Raw genomic sequence first — 19,779 nt, 5'->3', positions numbered from 1 at the left:
TGTCTGGCTTAACTGTCGTCACGGTCGCGACGAGGGCGGTCACCGCCCCGATCGTTACCACCACGGCGAGTGTCACGTTCCTGCTTGCGCATCATGACGGATGGACCTTCTTCATGTTCATCAACACGGATGGTCAGGAAGCGGATCACGTCTTCGTTGATGCGGGTCTGGCGTTCGAGTTCTTCGATCACATTGCCAGGTGCATCCAGGCGCAGCATCACATAATGAGCCTTGCGATTCTTTTGAACTTTATAAGCCAGCGTACGCAGGCCCCAGGTTTCGGTCAAAACGACTTTACCCTGATTGTCTTCTACAATTTTGGTGGCTTCCTGTGCGAGGCTATCGACCTGAGACTGGCTCAAATCCTGACGCGCGAGGAAGACATGCTCATAATATGGCATGCAGATATTCCTTCATGTTACCGATCGCTGACGCCGCACCATGCAGACACGCCCCTCCGGCTTTCTTTCATTTTCCAAGCCTGATTTGATCACTCAAATCCAGTGGAAGCGGCGCATATGGCCAAGTTTGATGAGGAATGCAAGACAATGTCGCCCGATTTTCTTGAATAACGTGCTAGATCAGTCTTTGACACTGCAATGTACCGTTTTAGCGAGAGCAATTGGCGCAGAGTGCTATTTCTTGCGGTTCAAAAATCCAAACATGTCTCCGCCAATCTTGCGCATCTGGATTTCTTCGGCGCCTTCCGTAATCCGGTAACGGCGATGATGACGATAAATATGCTCGAACGGCTTGTGCCGTGAATAGCCCATCCCACCATGCACCTGCATCGCGCGATCGGCCGCGTCGCAGCACAGGCGGTTGGCGCGATAGTTACACATTGACACCTGAGCCGAGAGATATTTGGCAACATCGGGCTTTGGCATAGTGTCCATTTTCGCTGCTGTTGCGTATATGAGCTGACGCAACATTGCTGCTTCCGTGTGAAGTTCAACCAGTGGAAATTGAATTCCCTGATTGATCGAAAGCGGTTTTCCGAACGGCTTGCGTTCACCAGCATATTTGACCGATTCATCGATGCAATACTGGGCAGCACCAAGGGATGATGCGGCTTGTCTGATACGGTTTTCATGCACGAAATGCTGCGCACAGGCGAGACCCATGTCGAGATCACCCAACACAGCATCTGCTGGAATCCAGACATCGGTGTATGAGCATTTGGGATGGTCCGTGGGCATATTGAACGTCCACATATATTCGCCAATCTCAAAACCAGGCGCATCCACCGGAACAAGAAAACAGCCAATTCCCCGAGCGTCACCATCCTTGCCGCTATGCCGGGCAAACGTCATGACATGGGTCGCGACGTGCAGACCGGTGGTCCACATCTTGTTGCCGTTGATCAACCAGCCATCGACACCGTCTCTGGTTTCTGCAACCGCTGTTGTGTCCATCCACGTCGCGTCTGATCCATGATGCTCTTCGGTCAAGCCAAAGCACCATTTCGCTTCGCCGCGCAGCATGGAGGGAATATATTCCTGCTTTTGTGCTTCAGTACCAAAATCCCTGAGCATCAGAGGTTGCACAAGATTTCCGACAATCGAATTCTCGTTCTGCAAATCGTTATGCAAGCCAAGCCCCTTATGGGCCAGATGTTCCCTGATTCTTGCCATGCCCAGATTGGTTCCGTCTTGCCCGCCAAATTCCTTTGGCAGCGCATAGCGCAAATGTCCGGCGGCATCGGCTGCTCGCTGCATCTCCTTGATCAGATCTTCCCATTCTTTTGTCGGCAAGCCTTGATCCTCCCAGTTTGTCCGGGAGTTTTCGCGACGATGATCGAAAAAGCGAATATTGTCATCGCGCTGTTCTATGGGTTTGATTTCAGCTTCGATGAAATCGTCAAGAATGACCAGATAATCTTCAATTTCTTGCGGTATTTCGAAACTCATATCAGTTGCTCCATCTATTCAAGGCCACTTTGAGGCCAGCATATTTTGGTTGATCGATCGACAGTCTCTCCAGGGCCGACAATCGGAGATGATTCCACAGGCCCGGTGTACCAATATCCAGCGCGCCTTCGGAAAGGGCAGTGCAAAGTTGGCCATGATCATACCCAAGAAGGGCCAGTCGACGTTCACTGGCAGCCGAGAACTGACCGCCCCAATCCTGTTGCCGCTGGATTATGCCAAGTGCATTGCCAGCCACTCTCGATTGAAATTTGTCATGTCCCTTCAAATCAGGCTGAACCGTTTCCGTATTCCATTCGGATAATGCTGTGAGGACCTCGCCGTAACCGGTTTCGCCCGTTTGTGACGCGTCTTCCGGTGGAGTCCAGTTCAGGGTTGTGCACAATTCCGAAGCGAGCATATCTTCAAATTGCAGCGCCAGATCAATCTCAACCTCTGAAACGCGGCGTCCGATGACTGTGCGTTCCAGCGATCGATCTCCTCCGCTTCTCCAGATTTCCCCCATCACCATACAAGCTACGCCCCACCACAGGGTTGAATAAACGAGCCAGAATCGAAAGCGTTCCGGATCAACATTTTCTTCGGTTTCGGCCGAATAAGCAGACAAAAAACTGTCCGCAGTATCAAATCCGCCCGCGACTTTTTCGTAGCGACCGAAACGCCAGCTGGGGGTACAAAGATATGCCAAGTCCTGAACCGGATCTCCCAGTCGCGCTAGCTCCCAATCCAGAACCGCTGACAAGCCCTCGGGCATGATCATGAGGTTTCCCATTCGGAAGTCGCCATGGACAGGCCGTTTGACCGACGATTCAGGCGCATTTTCAAACAACCAGCGAAACGCAAACTCATAAATGGGAATCGCACCGCCAATCTCGTCATATTTGTCTTTTTGAAGCTGTATCAATTGTTCGGGTTCAAAATATTCCAGTGAATTGGCGAGGCTGCTGACATCCATTTGATGTATTTTTGCGAGTTCACGCGCGCAGTCGGAGGTTAGCAATCTTTCGGCTTCTGCAAATTTGGCATTACCAAGAATTTTGTGTGGAAGGGTTTCACCCTCGGCCCGCTCCATGATGAAACCTTCGCCAAGACCATGTTCGGGCCGTAATCTTCCGCGAACAATCGGCGCCGTTACACCAGCTTTGACCGCGAGGTCGATAACATCAGCTTGCATCGCCAGAGTTATGCCGCGGAGCCCTTCGTCATCTCGCGATATCCCGGAAGGAAGCCTGCGGAGCACAAACTGTTCATCGTTGAAAGTAAAGGCCCAGCTTTCCATGCTGGCTCCACCGGACAATCGGGCGAGATCCGAAAATATTCCATCTACGTCCAGCGTCGCTTTACAGAATTTTTCCAGTTTATTTTCAAACTCAACCTGATCCATATAATCGAACTAATAGGTCAATTAAATTTTGGCAATCGCACTTTCTGTCAGTGGATCAAAACAATCTACTGAACTTGCACGCGAGGGCATTCCCCCTTACTTCCGGGTGTATACGAATTGAAATCGCAAGATATCCAAAATCAAGGGGCTTTTATGAGAGCGTTTATATTTCCGGGGCAGGGCAGTCAGGCTGTTGGCATGGGCAAAGATCTGGCCGCAGCCAGCACAACGGCCAAAGAAGTGTTTCAGGAGGTTGATCATGCGCTGGAACAGAATCTGTTCCAACTGATGTGTGATGGCCCTGAGGATCAACTGACACTCACAGAAAATGCCCAACCCGCAATCATGGCCAATGCCATAGCCACTCTGCGGGTCATGGAGAAGGAAACTGGCCGGACAATCGCTGAGCTTTGCAACTATGTGGCTGGCCACAGCCTGGGCGAATATACGGCGCTATGTGCGGCTGGCGCACTAAATCTGACTGCGACGGCAAAGCTGTTGAAGCTGCGCGGGGAATCGATGCAAAAGGCAGTGCCGGTCGGGCAGGGGGGCATGGCCGCATTGCTCGGTGCCGACACAAAAAAGGCATCAAATCTCGCAAAAGCTGCGGCGCAGGGTGACATTTGTACAATTGCAAATGACAATGATCCGACGCAAGTTGTCATATCTGGACATATGACAGCGATTGATCGAGCAATCGAGATTGCCAAAGAACATGACATCAAGCGGGCGGTGAAACTCCCGGTTTCTGCCCCGTTTCACTGTTCCTTGATGAAGCCTGCGGCGGAAGCGATGGAAGAGGCTTTGGCAGAAACAACGATTTTACCACCCGTTGTTCCAGTATTTGCCAATGTAACGGCCAGTGCAACCGATAATGTCGATGAAATCCGCGGTCTTCTGGTTGAACAGGTGACCGGAACCGTGCGCTGGCGCGAATCCGTACTTGCCATGTCCGAAGCCGGTGTCGAAGGTTTTGTTGAATTTGGCGGAAAAGTACTTGGCGGAATGGTCAAGCGTATCACCAAAGAAGTCGGCATAACCAGCCTGGTGTCAATGGACGATATTACCGACTTTGCGAGCGGAGACTAGATTGCCGCAACTTGAGCATCTCAAAATATTTGAAGTGACCAAAACCAATATGTCCGTGATGGACAATGTCGCTACTGACCTTTTTGATGCTCCGGTCAAACAATCCTTGTTGTCTGCTTTTCTTGCCGAACCCACGCATTGGCTGATTGTTGCTGTTCTCGACAAAAGAGTGATCGGAAAATGCACCGCTATGGTCCATCGACGACCGGACAAGGAAGATGAACTCTATTTGGACGAGATTGACGTTATTCCCGAATTTCGCCGACAGGGAATCGCAAAAAAGATCCTCGATCATGTTCTGAAGCTCGCTGATGAGCGAGACTGCGAAGAATGCTGGCTCGGAACCGAAAATGACAATATAGCAGCGCGCAAGCTGTACGAATCCAACGGCGCAAAAGCCGAAGAATTCTTGCTCTATTATCTAGAATATTAATTGCATCCAGGGAGACGCACATGTTCGATCTTACAGGAAAAACCGCACTCGTAACCGGCGCCTCTGGCGGCATTGGTTCTGCCATCGCAAAAGCTCTCGCTAGCCGAGGTGCTACGATCGCACTATCGGGAACGCGCAAGTTGACACTGATGGACTTGATCCCGGAGCTTGGCGGGGAAGGGCATATTGTAATTCCTTGCAATCTGTCTGAACCTGAAGAAGTCAATGGACTGGTTCCCGAGGTTGTCCAAAAACTGGGTAAAATTGATATTCTGATCAACAATGCGGGAATTACCCGAGATGGGCTGGCAATGCGGATGTCCGATGAAGACTGGTCAGATGTTCTGCAAGTCAATCTGGAATCTGCGTTCCGCCTTGCCCGCGCAGCCGCGCGCCCGATGATGAAAGCAAGACATGGCCGGATCATTTCCATCACGTCCGTTGTCGGCGCGACCGGAAATCCGGGGCAGGTGAATTATGTTGCCTCAAAAGCAGGTCTGGTAGGCATGTCAAAAGCACTGGCCCAGGAATTGGCGTCGCGCGGCATCACGGTCAACTGCGTGGCCCCAGGCTTCATCGCAACGCCGATGACTGATGAACTGACCGATGCGCAGAAAGAAGACATCAACCGGAAAATTCCGGCAGGGAAAATGGGCGCCGGGGAAGACATTGGCGCAGCCGTGACATATCTTGCCAGTGACGAAGCTTCATACGTTACCGGACAAACCTTGCACGTCAACGGCGGCATGGCCATGATCAGCTAGCTCCGCAAATGTTTGCTATTTTACTGGCCAGTGCGGCCCTGGCATCTGCGCTTCCTGCAAATTCGACAGCGGGGTTGCTGAGGGTCGATAATATTGACTGCATCAGCAATCAAATTCCCGTCGAAAAGGCCAAGGCCTTATACGATATTGTGCGTCAAGGCATGGAATCCGAAGCTTTCAACGAAATCGACGAGATTGCAACCGGCTGTCAAAAGCGCCATGCTTGGACCGAATTTCAGACGAAAAATGCTTTTCGTATTGCGATATTGAACGGATGGATTGCTGAGACCGTCAAACAAATAAAGCAACATGGTGACTACCGACCGTTGCTGGATGTCTATTTCGATAAACATGCCGGAGGCGGAGACAGACATATTCTGGACCGAAGGCTCGCAGAGGGCAAACTTAACGTCGACTTGGCCAAACTTGGATATCCTGAAAGCTCGCAAATGATGGAATTGGCGTTCGCATATTGGGAATGGCGATACACCTTAATGGATGTGGAAGAGGACTTTCTGGCTGGACGTTTGCGGAAATAGCATAATCACTTTCACAAACCCGCTCTTGCCCTCTTGCAAGCCGCGCACCATGTCTCTAGGACAAAAATTGATATTCATTCCTAACGAAGAAGGAACTCCCATGAGTGAGACTGCAGACCGCGTAAAAAAGATTGTTGTTGAACATCTTGGAGTCGAAGCTGACAAAGTAACTGAAGAAGCTGCGTTCATCGATGATCTTGGCGCTGACAGCCTAGACATTGTTGAGCTTGTGATGGCTTTTGAAGAAGAATTCAGCGTCGAGATTCCGGATGATGCGGCTGAAAAAATTGCAACCGTCAAAGACGCAATCGATTTTATCGACAAAAACAAGGGCTAATTGATTTTGGAGTGCGAAAGCATTCCGGGGCCAATGATCGCTAGATATCGCAAAAGCGGCTCACCGGCCCGGAATTTTGATTCCGCACCGGTGGCCGCTTTTCAATTTGAGGGCTTTGGGGAGCCCATCGCAAGGAGCATAGCATGCGTCGTGTTGTAGTGACCGGACTGGGTTTGGTAACGCCTTTGGGCGCTGATGTCGAAACGACCTGGAGCAATATTCTTGCTTCCAAGTCCGGAGCCGGAACGATCACGCGCTTCGATGCATCGGATCAGAAATGCAATATCGCATGCGAAGTCAAATCTGTGGACCATGAGTTTGGGTTCGATCCCAATCTGCGGGTGGATCACAAAGTGCAACGACAAGTTGATCCCTTCATTGTTTACGGCATTGATGCTGCAGGCCAGGCTTTGGAAGATGCTGGTCTTACCGAAATGAGTGATGAAGAAAAACTGCGCACCGGTTGCTCGATAGGCTCTGGTATCGGTGGTTTGCCAGGGATCGAAAAAGAATCACTGGTTTTGAATGAACGGGGCCCGGGCCGGGTTAGTCCGCATTTTGTTCACGGCCGGTTGATCAATCTGATATCCGGACAGGTTTCTATCAAATATGGCTTGATGGGACCCAATCATGCTGTCGTTACGGCCTGTTCAACTGGCGCACACAGTATTGGCGATGCTGCACGGATGATCGCGCTGGATGATGCCGACGTCATGTTGGCCGGCGGTGCAGAGGCAACGATATGCCCGATCGGTATTGCCGGATTTGCCCAGGCAAAAGCGCTATCCACCCGAAATGACGATCCACAAGCCGCTTCACGTCCCTATGACAAGAATCGCGACGGATTTGTCATGGGCGAGGGCGCCGGTGTTGTCGTTCTTGAAGAATATGAAAAAGCGAAAGCGCGTGGAGCGACTATCTATGCAGAAGTGGTTGGCTATGGGCTGTCCGGTGATGCCCATCATGTTACCGCACCGCATCCCGATGGTGTCGGGGCTTATCGTTCCATGGAAATGGCTTTGAAACGTTCGGGGCTGACAACTGCGGATATCGACTATGTGAATGCGCATGGCACGTCGACCATGGCCGATGTCCTTGAATTGGCTGCTGTCCGGCGTCTTTTCGGTGACGATGCCAGCTCAATGTCAATGAGTTCGACAAAATCAGCGATTGGCCACTTGCTCGGAGGAGCTGGAGCCGTGGAAGCAATTTTCTGTATATTGGCACTACGCGATCAGACAGTCCCGCCAACTCTCAATCTGGATGATCCTGAAGATACGTGTGAAGGCATGGATCTCGTTCCACATGTTGCGAAGAAACGAAAAGTTAATGCCGTTCTCAGCAACAGTTTCGGATTTGGTGGTACCAATGCCAGTCTGATCATGAAATCGGTCTGATGTAGATATGCGGCGTTTCGGTTGCATCATTCTGGTCGGGGCCGCAATTATCGTTGCTCTTTTGGCTGGAAATTTCATCTATGGATGGAATTCCAGCGGTCCGCATCAACAGGAACAACAAGTCATTATCACGTCCGATTCCAGCCTGGCTTCCGCGGCACGGGTCCTGGAAGAGAAAGGCGTTCTGGAGTCCGCAGATGCATTTTTAAACCGTGCCAAGATTTTCGGCGGCTCGGAACCGATCAAGGCCGGGGAATTCATGATTCCTGCCGGCGCCAGCAATTCGCAAATATTGAACATCTTGCAAGGCGGTCAGACGGTACAGCGTCTGGTGACAATTCCAGAGGGCACACCTTCGATAATTGTGCATGAGAAGCTAATGGCCGAGCCACTGCTGACCGGTGAAATACAGGTTCCGCTGGAAGGCTCTGTTTTGCCAGACAGTTACAGTTTTGAGCGCGGTGAAAAGCGTAGTGCGGTATTGGCACGCATGCAGTCGGCCATGCAGGACACGATGACCGAACTCTGGCCTCAGAAAACTGCCGCAAGCGTCGTTAAAACACCTGAAGAAGCAGTGATCCTTGCGTCCATTGTCGAAAAAGAGACGGCGCTGGCGCGGGAGCGGCGTACCGTAGCTGCAGTGTATAGCAACCGCGTGAACCGCAATATGATGTTGCAAGCGGATCCAACAATTATCTATCCGATCACAAAGGGCAAGCCGTTGGGCAGGCGTATCAGACAATCCGAGATCGCTGCGGTCAATGACTATAATACCTACGCGATGGTAGGTTTGCCCAAGGGCCCGATTGCCAATCCGGGAAGGGCATCCATCGAAGCAGTGTTGAACCCTGCAAAAAGTGATTATCTGTTCTTTGTCGCCGACGGCCAAGGCGGGCATATCTTTGCCAACACCTATGCCGAACATGAAAAAAACGTTGAAAAATGGTTCGCAATTCGGCGCGAACGTGGTGAGATGTAGTCATTGCCTTATGCTGGAGATAATCCGGCAACACCTTACTACATGGCCATGGGTTTATAGTTCGGTAAAAACTGTACGATAATATCCGTTTCTAGATATCAAGGAGATATTCTGGAACAACCGGAATTGGGAAGCGGAGACGATAAATCTTCGGCATGCTTGAAAGCATGTGAACCAATGCCAGGCTTCCAATGAAGCGGATGACCAAAAAAAGTCGAAAAACCAGGGCGAAAACCAGCGAGGATTTATCCATCGCCGAATTGCGCCTGCTCGGCGTTTCGCTCGATCTCGCCGAGTCTCCACTGACGCTCTATGGAAAGAATGAAACGCTTATCTATGCCAATGCTGCGGCCCGATCCTTCTGGCCGATCACGATAGCTGCAATAGAAAACGGCATGACCCGCAAAGAAGCATCAAAACTTCAGATCAAGGACTTATACCCCAATTTCTCGGATGATAAGCTCAACAAGGTCATTGATATTGTGATGGAGGGCTTTGATCACCAGGAACCGACCCAGTTATATGGCGAAGGCAACAGATTGTGCAGGGTAACCCATCATCATATTGGTGATATTGCCATCGCAGGGATTGGAGTCGATATCACCGAACTTCATTCCAAAAAACTGGAGGTCCACAAGGCCAGAGAACTGGCAGAATTCAAGGCTGCTCACGATTCATTGACATCACTTCCCAATCGATCAACTTTCAAGGAAATCGTTGAGATCAAGATCAACGAAGATGACCAACGGTCATTCTGGCTTCTGATGTGCGATGTCGACAAGTTCAAGCTGGTCAATGACGTGTATGGCCATGACATTGGAGACAAGGTGATCATGGAATTCGCCGAGCACATCAAATCGTCGCTCGGTCAGTCTGTCATCGTTTCCAGATTGGGTGGAGACGAGTTTGCCGTATTTGTCTGTGATCAAGGACCCGACCGATGGGAACGACATCGCCTCGAGAAAGCGATTAATGAAAACCAGTTTGAAATCAAAGTCGGTGATCAGGTGATCGGCATAGAATTCAGCTGCGGTGCTGCCAGTTTCCCTGCAGATTCCGAAACCTACAAAGACTTGTTGAAATGCGCTGACCTTGCATTGCTTCGCTCCAAAAAGCGTCCCGGCAGAAGGATTGATTTTTACGACTCACATCTTGGCAGACGGCATGTTGAACGGCTTAGCTTGATGACAGAATTTGAGGATGCTCTTCGAAATCACCAGATTATCCCTTATTTTCAACCCATCATAGACATTATGTCGGGTGAATTGAGAGCGATTGAAGCGTTGGTGCGATGGCAGCATAGTGATCGCGGCCTGCTTACTCCGATGGAGTTTCAAAAAATCTTCAAAGATCGAGACTATAGTCTGAAATTGAGTCAGCACATGCTCAAGTCGGTGACGTCGCTGATGACCGAATGGCTCAATCAGAATCTTCCGGTCACCACCGTAAATTTGAATATCGAAGCCAGCGATCTGCTGGATCCCGCATTCATGGCAAATCTGCTAACCTGTTCGACATCCGGCGATCTGTCTCCAGCATATTTTGGTCTCGAGATTACCGAAAACTCGATACTCAATGTCGACAATCAGGCTCTTTTGCAGAGCATGAACGGTATCCGGGACATGGGGATAAAGATTGTGCTCGATGATTTTGGAACCGGTTTTTCATCCATCAGCCATTTGGATCATCTTCCAATCACCGGATTAAAGCTGGACAAATCCTATGTACAAAAAGTCAGCAAAAATGATCGCAGCCGAAAAATAGTCCGCGGCATTGTCAGTCTGGCTAAAGATCTCAATCTGGAAACGGTGGCTGAAGGCATTGAAACAGAGCAGGCTTTGGAAGAAATGAGCAAATTGGGTTGCACGACGTATCAGGGTTATTATTTTTCCTATCCGCTGTCGCCCGATGAAATGTTGAAATTTCTGGTAGCGCAACGGTCCATGAACGACCCGAAAAAGGATCGACGAATAGCCTGAACTGGTCTCGGGAAGCAGTTACTGAACCGAGCCCATGTTTCGGAACGATCCAAAGCGGTCATCCCGGATATGTGCGGAGATCTTAGTAGTTGAACCGAGTCTGGAGACTGTCGCGCGCTGCACGATATTCGGCAGTGAACTGATCAACCATTTCCTGAACACTCATCACTTCATCGATCAGGCCGACACCCTGACCGCAGCCCCAAATGTCCTTCCACGCCTTTTTCTCCGTGTTGCCACCAGAACCAAAGTTCATGGTCTTGTAGTCGCCTTCGGGAAGATCATCCGGATCAAGGCCTGCATTTTCGATAGACTGGCGCAGATAATTGCCCTTCACGCCGGTAAACAGGTCAGAATAGACAATGTCAGCGGCCTTGCCCTCAACTATGCCATCCTTGTAGCCCTGATCCGCATTGGCTTCCTTGGTCGCGATAAACGCGGAGCCCGCATAGCCCAGATCTGCGCCGAGAGCCTGTGCCGCCAAAATTGAAGCGCCGCTGCCGATGGAGCCAGACAATGCAATCGGACCTTCAAACCATTGACGAATTTCCTGCATCAGCGCGAATGGGGAGAGAACCCCCGCGTGTCCGCCAGCACCAGCAGCTACCGGAATCAGGCCATCAGCGCCTTTTTCGATCGCCTTGTGTGCAAAGCGATTATTGATAATATCGTGCAACGTTATTCCGCCCCAGCCATGAACAGCCTTGTTGAGGTCTTCAATCGCGCCCAGTGACGTAATGATGATGGGAACTTTCCATTTCGCACAGGTTTCCATGTCCTGATCGAGCCGGTCGTTGGATTTGTGAACAATCTGGTTTACGGCGAACGGAGCCGCAGGCTTATCAGGATTGTCACGGTTCCAGGCCGCAAGTTCCTCGGTAATCTGATGCATCCACTCGTCGAGCATTGTCTGTGGACGCGCATTGAGGGCAGGGAAGGAACCAACGATTCCGGCCTTGCATTGGGCTATGACCAGTTCCGGTCCGGACACAATGAAAAGTGGTGAACCGATCAGCGGCAGGCGCAGACTGTCAAATATTGCTGGTAAAGCCATAAATTCCCCGTTGGATGATAGTGATAACCCGCAATAGCTTATGTATTGCAGGATTCCACTGTTATTTTAATTGATCACTTAAATCCGGTTTACGGCGCTGAGCAGAGCTTCCACCGAGGCTCTGGCGACATCGCTGTTTATACCGACACCATAGAATTCTTTACCGTCATTTGTCCTGCATTCCACATAGGCCGCTGCCTGTGCATCCTTGCCGGATCCCAGTGCATGTTCCTGATAATCAATAATCTCAAGCGAAACATTGAGAGCCGAAGACAAACCATCGACAACACTAGATATCAATCCGTTACCCCGGCCACTGACGGAAACCTCTCCGTCCGGCCCGACAACCTTGCCAACGAAAATCCGTTCGTTTCCTGTCTTGCTTTCCTGATAGTCGCTGAGGCTGTATTGCCCGCTGCCATCAAGGTGATAGCGTTTCTGGAAGGCGCCCCAGATATCTGTACCAGATAGCTCGCGGCTGGTTTCGTCCGCCAGCTCCTGCACGGTCCGGCTAAAATTGGCTTGCAAGCGCTTTGGCAGTTTCAGACCATAATCCTGCTCGAGTATCCAGGCAATTCCGCCCTTGCCGGACTGACTGTTGACCCGAATGACCGCTTCGTAGTCGCGCCCGATATCCCTTGGATCAATCGGAAGATAGGGGACGTTCCACAGTTCGTCATTGCGCTGTTCCTGGGCGGCGAAGCCCTTCTTGATCGCATCTTGATGTGACCCCGAAAATGCAGTGAATACCAGTTCCCCGGCATAAGGGTGCCGAGCCGGAACCGGCAATTGATTACAATATTCCACGGTGTTAACGATTTCATCCATGTTGGAAAAATCGATTCCGGGATCAACACCTTGGGTGTACATGTTCAAACCAAGTGTCACCAGATCAACATTTCCGGTACGCTCCCCATTACCGAACAAACAACCTTCTACCCGATCGGCCCCTGCCATCATGCCCAGTTCAGACGCAGCGATCCCGGATCCGCGATCATTGTGAGTATGCAGGCTAATCACAACATGCTCGCGCTTGCTGATGTTTCGGCACATCCATTCGACTTGATCGGCATATATATTGGGAGTTGCGGCTTCGACTGTAGCGGGCAGATTGAGGATAAGCGGTTTGTCTGCAGTCGGTTCGATAATATCCATCACCACTTCACAAACTTCCAGACTGAAATCCAGTTCAGCTGTGGAGAATGTTTCCGGTGAATATTCGAAGTGCCAGTCTGTGTCGGGATATTTCTCAGCCTGTTCGCGCAAGATAGTTGCACCTTCTTTGGCAATATCCTTGACGCCTTCCTTGCCGAGCTTGAACACAACATCTCGCCAGGCCGGTGACACGGCATTGTACAGATGGACAATCGCCTGTTTTGCACCTTCAAGGCTGGCAAAGCTGGTTTCGATCAAGTCTCGCCGCGACTGTGTCAAAACCTGCACAAAAACATCGTCAGGAATGCTGCCGGATTTCACCAGACCGCTGATAAAATCAAAGTCCGTTGCCCCGGCTGAGGGGAATCCTACTTCAATTTCCTTGATCCCCATTTTCACCAGCAGGTCAAAAAAGCGCTGCTTCTTTTGGGCGTCCATGGGATCGATGAGCGCCTGATTGCCGTCGCGCAAATCTGTCGACAGCCAGCGCGGAGCCTTGTCGATGGTTTGAGAGGGCCATTGGCGGTCAGGCAAGTCCACTTGCCCAAATGCGCGATATTTATTGGATGGTACAGGATGCATGGTCTTTACTCTTATGCTGCGAGCCATTTCACGCAAGGCGGAAATCGCTGTTTCTAAATAAATTTTGGAAAATTTTCCCTTAGACGCCAGCCACTGCTTCGCGCAGCAGCATGGGTACGCCTAAGGGCGCATAAGTCGTAGTAGCTGGTTGTTCCCGGCTTGAACCATAAGCAAACTAATATCCATGCCCGTGCAAAAATCAACCTGGTCGGTGCATTTATTTTCAAACAGGTGAAACCTTTTTCATCCTCTTTGCGAAACAGTCGATGAGCACATCGTCTCAAACGGATTTTAATTACCCCCAACCGAATAGCAGATTTATCAATCAAGGAATTACAAAATGAAATCATTCGTTATGCCTCTTGCTCTTGCTCTCGCAGCAACTGCAGGCAGCTTTGCATTCGTGCCGACAGCGGCCATTGCCGGCCCGACTTTTGTTGGTGTTGAAGGTCAGAATATCGCGGTCAGCGGTTACGATGTTACTTCCTACTTCACCGGATCCGGCGTTCCGGTCAAAGGCACCAAGGCGCACCGCATCAAATATAAAGGCGTCGACTATCACTTCAGCAACGCAGCCAATGCAGCAAAATTCAAGAAGAACCCTGCCGCATTCGCTCCCCAATATGGCGGACATTGTGCATGGGCATTGTCGCGTGGATCGCTCGCACCGGGTGACCCGACAATCTACAAGGTTGTCGATGGCAAGCTCTACCTGAACTTCAACAAAAACGTTCAGACAACCTGGCTCGGTGACATTGCCGGTTTCATCAGCAAGGCTGATATCAAGTGGCCTGATTTCCCGGATGACGCCAAATTTGGCGGCTAACTGTCTGACACGTGTTCGTCACACATGGACCAAACCACTTTAACCCAAAGGAATTTATTATGACTACTCAACGCAAACTTGCCGCAATGCTTGCCGTCGCTGGTGGACTGACCCTGGCCACCGCACCAACGACAGCGATGGCACGCTGCTACGCAGCACCAACCAAAACGTACAAGGCCAAAAAACAAAAAGCAGCAGCTTGCGCAGCACAATGTGCCGCGACCTGCGCGGCGGGAGCCTGTGCCGCTACTGAAACCGGTGCCTGTGCCGCCGCTTCCTGTGCTGCTGGAGCTTGCGCCGCATCTTGCGGAGCTTGTGCCGCGGCATGTGCGCCTACCTAATAAAAGACATATGCCCCGGGGGAGCCAGGGCATGTTAGACAAAAGCTCCCCCGACGGCTAATTTTCGAAAACAAGGAACTCAAAATGAACAAGACTTTTTTCGCAGCGATAATGATGGCCACATTGCCAATCGCTTGCACCGCACCTTCTTCAGACAATGCTGAATCTACGGAAGCCCCCGCTGCCGCTGGTGTATTCGCTGATCTTGGCGGAGATCCGCAAGGCCCCGTCTATACCAAAAACCAAGGCGAAACCCTTGCGCTCTCCGGCTATGATGCCGTCAGCTATTTCAGCGGCGATGCGCCAGTTGAAGGCAGTGACGAATTTCGTGTTCGTTACCAAGGCTTTGACTATCAGTTTGCCAACGCTGAAAATGCCAGCACATTTCAGGCTGACCCGGCGAAATATGCGCCTCAATATGGCGGATATTGTGCATGGGCCATTGGTGCCAACAATGCGCTCGCACCGGGTAACCCCAATGTTTACAAGATTGTCGACGGGAAATTATATCTGAACTTCAGTGAAGATGTAGCCGTACGCTGGAACAAGGATATTCCCGGTTTTATCGAAACCGGAGATGAAAATTATCCAACGCATGATCCCAGCGAACATTACACAAGCTAAGCGTCCATATTTAAAGTATGGCGAAACGGGGGGCGGCGGAGATGATCCGTCGCCCTTTTTTTGTCCAAGCTAGTCAGAAATTAACAGAAATGGGTTAGGCTTGGATTTCTCGCATATCCAAGGGCTGAAACATGTATCGTATCGTTTATATCAGCACACCAAAACCGGATATCGGTCCGGCAGATGTCGCCGGTATTCTGGAGACGGGTCGAAAGAATAATATCCGCAATGAAATTACCGGTCTTCTTGTTCAGGACAGCCGCCGCTTTCTGCAATATCTGGAAGGCGAGCAGGACGCTGTGGAAACGACCTTTGCACGCATTTCATGTGACAATCGACATTTGGCGATCATCCCGTTGAAAATGGGTTTGATCGGTCGCAGGCAGTTTCCGGACTGGGCTATGGCTTCAAGGCTGGTTGGTATTAATAACAGCCTTGAAAACACGGTCGCTGAACTGGTGAAAAATTGCGATCACGACGTCGCAATCGAGTTGCTGGATTTCGCCAAGGCACGTGACCGCGCCGCATAGCCGACAAATTGGCTGGCAAGGACGCGATCACGAATATTTTGCCTTAGTTCTTTTCTTTGTCCACCAGCTGATTTGCGCCGATCCACGGCATCATCGCACGAAGCTGGGCACCGGTTTCTTCGATCGGATGAGCTTCAGCAGCCTTGCGGGCGGCTTTCAGTTCCGGTTGGCCGGCACGATTGTCGAGTACAAAGTCTTTGACAAAGCGACCAGACTGGATATCCGCCAGTACGCGCTTCATTTCGGCCTTGGTTTCGGCGGTGATGATCCGCGGACCGGTTGTGATATCGCCATATTCTGCCGTGTTGGAGATCGAATAGCGCATATTGGCAATTCCGCCTTCATAGAGCAGATCAACGATCAATTTGGTTTCGTGCAGGCATTCAAAATACGCCATTTCCGGAGCATATCCCGCTTCGGTCAATGTTTCGAAGCCAGCCTGGATAAGATGGGTAATACCGCCACATAATACGGCTTGTTCACCAAATAGATCGGTTTCACATTCTTCGCGGAAATTCGTTTCAATGATGCCGGAGCGCCCGCCACCAACACCAGAAGCATATGCAAGCGCAACATCCAGCGCATTGCCGCTCTTGTCAGCATGAATGGCTACGAGGCAAGGTACTCCGCCGCCACGTTGATATTCACTGCGCACTGTATGGCCGGGCCCTTTGGGCGCGATCATGATGACGTCGAGATCATCGCGCGGCTCGATGAGCCCGAAATGCACGTTCAATCCGTGGGCGAAGGCGAGGGCGGCACCGGATTTCATATTCTCATGATAGTCCGCTGCGTAGATAGCCGCCTGATGTTCGTCTGGTGCGAGGATCATCACAATATCGGCCCATGCAGCGGCATCAGCATTGGAGAGCACTTTAAAGCCAGCGGACTCTGCTTTCGTAGCCGTTGCAGAACCTTCACGAAGCGCAATCGCTACTTCTTTTACACCACTGTCGCGCAGGTTTTGCGCGTGCGCATGCCCCTGGCTACCATAGCCCACAATCGCGATCTTCTTGTCGGTGATCAAGTTCAGATCAGCATCGGCGTCATAATAGACTTTCATTTTTCTTCCTTATATTCAGATATATAGAGTTAATATTGTGAGAAACCCGGCTGCGGCGAGCAGCGGCCATCCAATGTGTTTTCCGCGCGTTGCAATGGCATCGTAGATACCTGCAATCAAAAATGCTCCGCCAGTGATGCTCAGCAACGCTGTGTCGGCCGCTGCAAAATCCCGAGCGGCATCGAACAGAATATAAACGGCAATCAGACCAATGATGCTCGTAAAATGCCAGGCGAACCGGACAACCTGTTTTGCAAGGTCTGCTTCCATTACGCCGTGATCAGAATTCACGAGAGGGGTAATCAGACGCTTTTCACCAACGATCGAGTGCACCAGGATCGTGACCAGCGCGAGGCCTGCAGCAATATATAACAGAATTTCGTTCACGCGCCCGGACCGCGCGCAATTGCGACAACGCCAGTTCGACCGACTTCAACCAGACCGACTTCTCGCATCAAGGCGACAAAGGTCTGAATTTTGTCCGGCGCACCGGTAATTTCAAATACGAAGCTTTCCGTAGAAGCATCGACGACGCGCGCGCGATATACATCCGCAAGCCGCATCGCCTCTATCCGGTTTTCTCCTTTGCCTGCTACTTTTACCAGAGCAAGTTCACGTTGAACATGAGGTCCGGATTCAGTCAGATCCCGAACACTGTGCACTGGTACCAGACGATCGAGCTGAGCAATAATCTGTTCAATGACATGCGGAGGACCGTTGGTTGCAATGGTAATCCGGCTGATCGCGTGATCTTCACTGATGTCGGCAACCGTCAGACTTTCGATATTATAGCCGCGAGCCGTAAACATGCCCGCAATGCGCGCCAGAATTCCGGCCTCGTTGTCAACCATCACCGCTAGAACGTGGCGTTCAACTGCTTCTTCTGCGATATGCATTACACTATTCCCATCAAACCAGCGCTTTGGCGCTGTCATCCATTGTCCCTTTGATATCCTCTGCGGAAAGCAGCATATCCGTATGCGCTGCACCGGACGGGATCATCGGGAAGCAATTTGCCAGCTTGGCGACACGACAGTCGACCAGCACCGGACCATCGGTTTCGATCATTTTGGTTATGCCAGCTTCGAGATCAGCCTGATCTTCGATCAGGATACCTGTCCAGTCATAGCTTTCGGCCAATTTCACAAAATCAGGAAGACTGTCCGAATAGCTGTTGGAATAGCGACTTTCATAGGTCAGTTCCTGCCACTGCCGAACCATGCCCATATATTCGTTGTTCAGAATGAATATCTTCACAGGCAAATTATATTGGGTTGCAGTACCCAGTTCCTGGATATTCATCTGGATGGAGGCCTCGCCGGCAATATCCACGACCAGGGCATCCGGATTACCCAATTGTGCGCCAATAGCAGCAGGCAGGCCATAGCCCATCGTCCCAAGACCGCCGCTTGTCAGCCATTTATTGGGCTGCTCAAAATCAAAATGCTGTGCAGCCCACATCTGATGCTGACCAACCTCGGTCGTGATTATGGGATTGCGCTCATGCGTCGCTTCCCACAATTTCTGAATGGCCAGTTGCGGCATGATTTCTGTTTTGTTTTCAGGATATTCCAGACAATTGCGCGCCCGCCATCCCTTGATGCGTGCCCACCATTCCTCATAATCAGGGGCAGCAAATTTGCGCCCTTTCATGACCGCCAGCATTTGTTCCATGACCCGGCCTACATCGCCAACAACCGGCAAATCAACGCGGATGGTCTTGTTGATCGACGATCGGTCAATATCGACATGAATTTTCTTGCTGTCGGGAGAAAAGGCGTCAATTCGCCCGGTGATACGATCATCAAACCGTGCCCCGAGGCAGATGATCAGATCTGCCCGGTTCATCGCCATATTGGCTTCAAATGTACCGTGCATCCCCAACATACCAAGCCATTGCTCGGACGATGCGGGAAAAGCACCCAAACCCATCAGGGTTGAAGTAACTGGCGCGCCTGTCAGTTCTGCAAGTTCTCCAAGAGTTTCACTGGCTTTTGGTCCGCTGTTGATAATGCCGCCGCCAGTATAGAATATAGGCGAACGCGCGTTCATGATCATTTCAACAGCTTCGTTTATCGCCTTGAAATCCCCATCGGTCTGGGGTTGATAACGGTTGTTTCTTGTGCCGCCATGACGCTGGAACTCGGCTTCCGCAACCTGAACATTTTTGGGAATGTCGATGACAACAGGGCCCGGACGTCCTTCAGTCGCAATATGAAAAGCTTCCTGAACCACCTGAGCCAGTTCAGATGGCTTTTTCACCAGATAATTATGCTTGGTACAATGCCGGGTGATTCCAACAGTGTCTGCTTCCTGAAAAGCATCTGTCCCGATCAGATTGGTTGCCACTTGACCGGTTATGACAACCATCGGGATTGAATCCATAAGGGCGTCGGTGATGCCTGTTACCGCATTGGTGGCGCCAGGCCCCGATGTAACCAAAACAACGCCGGGTTTCCCCGTCGAACGGGCATAGCCTTCAGCGGCGTGTGTCGCAGCCTGCTCATGCCGAACAAGCACATGATTGATTTTGGAATGCTGATAAAGCGCATCGTAAATCGGCAAGACAGCGCCGCCAGGATATCCGAATACGGTATCTACGCCGAGGTCCAACAATGTCTCGACCAGTATATCTGCACCGCTTTTCTCGGCCACATCATGCTCCAATTCTTCGCCAAACCCGCCGCAAGGCGGGCGTTTGATAGTCTATGCTGCATCGCAACGCAACCGCGTTCGAGGCTTAAAAACCGTTCGAACCCGGCGGCGCTACATATC

General features: G+C 51.0%; 21 protein-coding genes. 12 read left to right on the top strand and 9 right to left on the bottom strand.

The window, feature by feature from the left end; all coding sequences use genetic code 11:
* Positions 1-8: 8 nt before the first annotated feature.
* From rpsF to ABJI30_RS13665, 3 genes are all read right to left on the bottom strand, one after another.
* Complete coding sequence (rpsF, locus tag ABJI30_RS13675; RefSeq protein WP_348017246.1) at positions 9-401, bottom strand: 30S ribosomal protein S6; 393 nt, start codon at positions 399-401, stop codon at positions 9-11.
* Positions 402-635: 234 nt separating this feature from the next.
* Positions 636-1,910: an acyl-CoA dehydrogenase family protein gene (locus tag ABJI30_RS13670; protein ID WP_348017245.1), complete on the bottom strand. Its 1,275-nt coding sequence runs from the start codon at positions 1,908-1,910 to the stop codon at positions 636-638.
* Position 1,911: 1 nt separating this feature from the next.
* A complete protein-coding gene (locus ABJI30_RS13665; protein WP_348017244.1) occupies positions 1,912-3,312 on the bottom strand; it encodes a phosphotransferase family protein in 1,401 nt (466 codons plus the stop codon).
* Between the two features lie 153 nt (positions 3,313-3,465).
* Between ABJI30_RS13665 and fabD the strand changes: the two genes are divergently transcribed.
* From fabD to ABJI30_RS13625, 8 genes are all read left to right on the top strand, one after another.
* On the top strand, positions 3,466-4,401 hold the full coding sequence (fabD, locus tag ABJI30_RS13660) for an ACP S-malonyltransferase (RefSeq protein ID WP_348017243.1): 936 nt from the start codon (positions 3,466-3,468) through the stop codon (positions 4,399-4,401).
* 1 nt (position 4,402) lies between these two features.
* Positions 4,403-4,834 carry a GNAT family N-acetyltransferase gene (locus tag ABJI30_RS13655; protein WP_348017242.1) on the top strand — a complete coding sequence of 144 codons (432 nt, stop codon included), beginning with the start codon at positions 4,403-4,405 and terminating at the stop codon, positions 4,832-4,834.
* 20 nt (positions 4,835-4,854) lie between these two features.
* The gene (fabG, locus tag ABJI30_RS13650) at positions 4,855-5,598 is read left to right on the top strand and encodes a 3-oxoacyl-[acyl-carrier-protein] reductase (RefSeq protein ID WP_348017241.1); all 744 of its coding nucleotides are present in this window, start codon (positions 4,855-4,857) and stop codon (positions 5,596-5,598) included.
* Positions 5,599-5,606: 8 nt separating this feature from the next.
* Positions 5,607-6,137, top strand: coding sequence for a hypothetical protein (locus ABJI30_RS13645; protein ID WP_348017240.1), 531 nt, complete (start codon positions 5,607-5,609; stop codon positions 6,135-6,137).
* A 100-nt stretch (positions 6,138-6,237) separates the two neighbouring features.
* Positions 6,238-6,474, top strand: a complete 237-nt coding sequence (locus ABJI30_RS13640; protein WP_207988207.1) for an acyl carrier protein — start codon at positions 6,238-6,240, stop codon at positions 6,472-6,474.
* 143 nt (positions 6,475-6,617) lie between these two features.
* Positions 6,618-7,871: a beta-ketoacyl-ACP synthase II gene (fabF, locus tag ABJI30_RS13635; protein ID WP_348017239.1), complete on the top strand. Its 1,254-nt coding sequence runs from the start codon at positions 6,618-6,620 to the stop codon at positions 7,869-7,871.
* Between the two features lie 7 nt (positions 7,872-7,878).
* Entirely contained in the window at positions 7,879-8,850 is a 972-nt protein-coding gene (gene mltG / locus ABJI30_RS13630) for an endolytic transglycosylase MltG (protein ID WP_348017238.1), read from the top strand.
* Between the two features lie 200 nt (positions 8,851-9,050).
* Positions 9,051-10,829, top strand: coding sequence for an EAL domain-containing protein (locus ABJI30_RS13625; RefSeq protein WP_348017237.1), 1,779 nt, complete (start codon positions 9,051-9,053; stop codon positions 10,827-10,829).
* A gap of 82 nt (positions 10,830-10,911) precedes the next feature.
* On the opposite strand, the gene ABJI30_RS13620 is transcribed toward ABJI30_RS13625, so the two are convergent.
* Both ABJI30_RS13620 and leuA read right to left on the bottom strand, forming a co-directional pair.
* Positions 10,912-11,883: a nitronate monooxygenase family protein gene (locus ABJI30_RS13620; protein WP_348017236.1), complete on the bottom strand. Its 972-nt coding sequence runs from the start codon at positions 11,881-11,883 to the stop codon at positions 10,912-10,914.
* Between the two features lie 78 nt (positions 11,884-11,961).
* Positions 11,962-13,620, bottom strand: coding sequence for a 2-isopropylmalate synthase (gene leuA / locus ABJI30_RS13615; protein WP_348017827.1), 1,659 nt, complete (start codon positions 13,618-13,620; stop codon positions 11,962-11,964).
* Positions 13,621-13,960: 340 nt separating this feature from the next.
* Between leuA and ABJI30_RS13610 the strand changes: the two genes are divergently transcribed.
* From ABJI30_RS13610 to ABJI30_RS13595, 4 genes are all read left to right on the top strand, one after another.
* A complete protein-coding gene (locus ABJI30_RS13610; RefSeq protein ID WP_348017235.1) occupies positions 13,961-14,446 on the top strand; it encodes a YHS domain-containing (seleno)protein in 486 nt (161 codons plus the stop codon).
* 59 nt (positions 14,447-14,505) lie between these two features.
* Positions 14,506-14,787: a hypothetical protein gene (locus ABJI30_RS13605; RefSeq protein WP_348017234.1), complete on the top strand. Its 282-nt coding sequence runs from the start codon at positions 14,506-14,508 to the stop codon at positions 14,785-14,787.
* An 84-nt stretch (positions 14,788-14,871) separates the two neighbouring features.
* A complete protein-coding gene (locus tag ABJI30_RS13600; RefSeq protein WP_348017233.1) occupies positions 14,872-15,411 on the top strand; it encodes a YHS domain-containing (seleno)protein in 540 nt (179 codons plus the stop codon).
* A 131-nt stretch (positions 15,412-15,542) separates the two neighbouring features.
* A complete protein-coding gene (locus tag ABJI30_RS13595; RefSeq protein WP_348017232.1) occupies positions 15,543-15,941 on the top strand; it encodes a BLUF domain-containing protein in 399 nt (132 codons plus the stop codon).
* Positions 15,942-15,984: 43 nt separating this feature from the next.
* Here ABJI30_RS13595 and ilvC read toward each other — a convergent pair whose 3' ends face one another.
* From ilvC to ABJI30_RS13575, 4 genes are read right to left on the bottom strand one after another with little or no spacing between them, the layout of a single operon-like run.
* Entirely contained in the window at positions 15,985-17,004 is a 1,020-nt protein-coding gene (ilvC, locus tag ABJI30_RS13590; protein WP_348017231.1) for a ketol-acid reductoisomerase, read from the bottom strand.
* Between the two features lie 15 nt (positions 17,005-17,019).
* On the bottom strand, positions 17,020-17,391 hold the full coding sequence (locus ABJI30_RS13585) for a hypothetical protein (RefSeq protein ID WP_348017230.1): 372 nt from the start codon (positions 17,389-17,391) through the stop codon (positions 17,020-17,022).
* On the bottom strand, positions 17,388-17,900 hold the full coding sequence (gene ilvN / locus ABJI30_RS13580; protein ID WP_348017826.1) for an acetolactate synthase small subunit: 513 nt from the start codon (positions 17,898-17,900) through the stop codon (positions 17,388-17,390). Before ilvN ends, ABJI30_RS13585 begins: the two co-directional genes overlap by 4 nt.
* Positions 17,901-17,913: 13 nt before the next feature.
* Entirely contained in the window at positions 17,914-19,659 is a 1,746-nt protein-coding gene (locus tag ABJI30_RS13575) for an acetolactate synthase 3 large subunit (RefSeq protein WP_348017229.1), read from the bottom strand.
* Positions 19,660-19,779: the final 120 nt, after the last annotated feature.

This window comes from Parasphingorhabdus sp., assembly GCF_039968395.1.
Classification (GTDB): Bacteria; Pseudomonadota; Alphaproteobacteria; order Sphingomonadales; family Sphingomonadaceae; genus Parasphingorhabdus.
Note: the sequence above shows the minus strand (reverse complement) of the source record. Positions and strands in the feature narration are given on the sequence as shown.

Coding starts and splice junctions, on each gene's coding strand:
- rpsF (WP_348017246.1), bottom strand. CDS start 401: ATGCCATATTATGAGCATGTCTTCCTCGCGCGTCAGGATTTGAGCCAG.
- ABJI30_RS13670 (WP_348017245.1), bottom strand. CDS start 1,910: ATGAGTTTCGAAATACCGCAAGAAATTGAAGATTATCTGGTCATTCTT.
- ABJI30_RS13665 (WP_348017244.1), bottom strand. CDS start 3,312: ATGGATCAGGTTGAGTTTGAAAATAAACTGGAAAAATTCTGTAAAGCG.
- fabD (WP_348017243.1), top strand. CDS start 3,466: ATGAGAGCGTTTATATTTCCGGGGCAGGGCAGTCAGGCTGTTGGCATG.
- fabG (WP_348017241.1), top strand. CDS start 4,855: ATGTTCGATCTTACAGGAAAAACCGCACTCGTAACCGGCGCCTCTGGC.
- ABJI30_RS13645 (WP_348017240.1), top strand. CDS start 5,607: ATGTTTGCTATTTTACTGGCCAGTGCGGCCCTGGCATCTGCGCTTCCT.
- ABJI30_RS13640 (WP_207988207.1), top strand. CDS start 6,238: ATGAGTGAGACTGCAGACCGCGTAAAAAAGATTGTTGTTGAACATCTT.
- fabF (WP_348017239.1), top strand. CDS start 6,618: ATGCGTCGTGTTGTAGTGACCGGACTGGGTTTGGTAACGCCTTTGGGC.
- mltG (WP_348017238.1), top strand. CDS start 7,879: ATGCGGCGTTTCGGTTGCATCATTCTGGTCGGGGCCGCAATTATCGTT.
- ABJI30_RS13625 (WP_348017237.1), top strand. CDS start 9,051: ATGACCAAAAAAAGTCGAAAAACCAGGGCGAAAACCAGCGAGGATTTA.
- ABJI30_RS13620 (WP_348017236.1), bottom strand. CDS start 11,883: ATGGCTTTACCAGCAATATTTGACAGTCTGCGCCTGCCGCTGATCGGT.
- leuA (WP_348017827.1), bottom strand. CDS start 13,620: ATGCATCCTGTACCATCCAATAAATATCGCGCATTTGGGCAAGTGGAC.
- ABJI30_RS13610 (WP_348017235.1), top strand. CDS start 13,961: ATGAAATCATTCGTTATGCCTCTTGCTCTTGCTCTCGCAGCAACTGCA.
- ABJI30_RS13605 (WP_348017234.1), top strand. CDS start 14,506: ATGACTACTCAACGCAAACTTGCCGCAATGCTTGCCGTCGCTGGTGGA.
- ABJI30_RS13600 (WP_348017233.1), top strand. CDS start 14,872: ATGAACAAGACTTTTTTCGCAGCGATAATGATGGCCACATTGCCAATC.
- ABJI30_RS13595 (WP_348017232.1), top strand. CDS start 15,543: ATGTATCGTATCGTTTATATCAGCACACCAAAACCGGATATCGGTCCG.
- ilvC (WP_348017231.1), bottom strand. CDS start 17,004: ATGAAAGTCTATTATGACGCCGATGCTGATCTGAACTTGATCACCGAC.
- ilvN (WP_348017826.1), bottom strand. CDS start 17,900: ATGCATATCGCAGAAGAAGCAGTTGAACGCCACGTTCTAGCGGTGATG.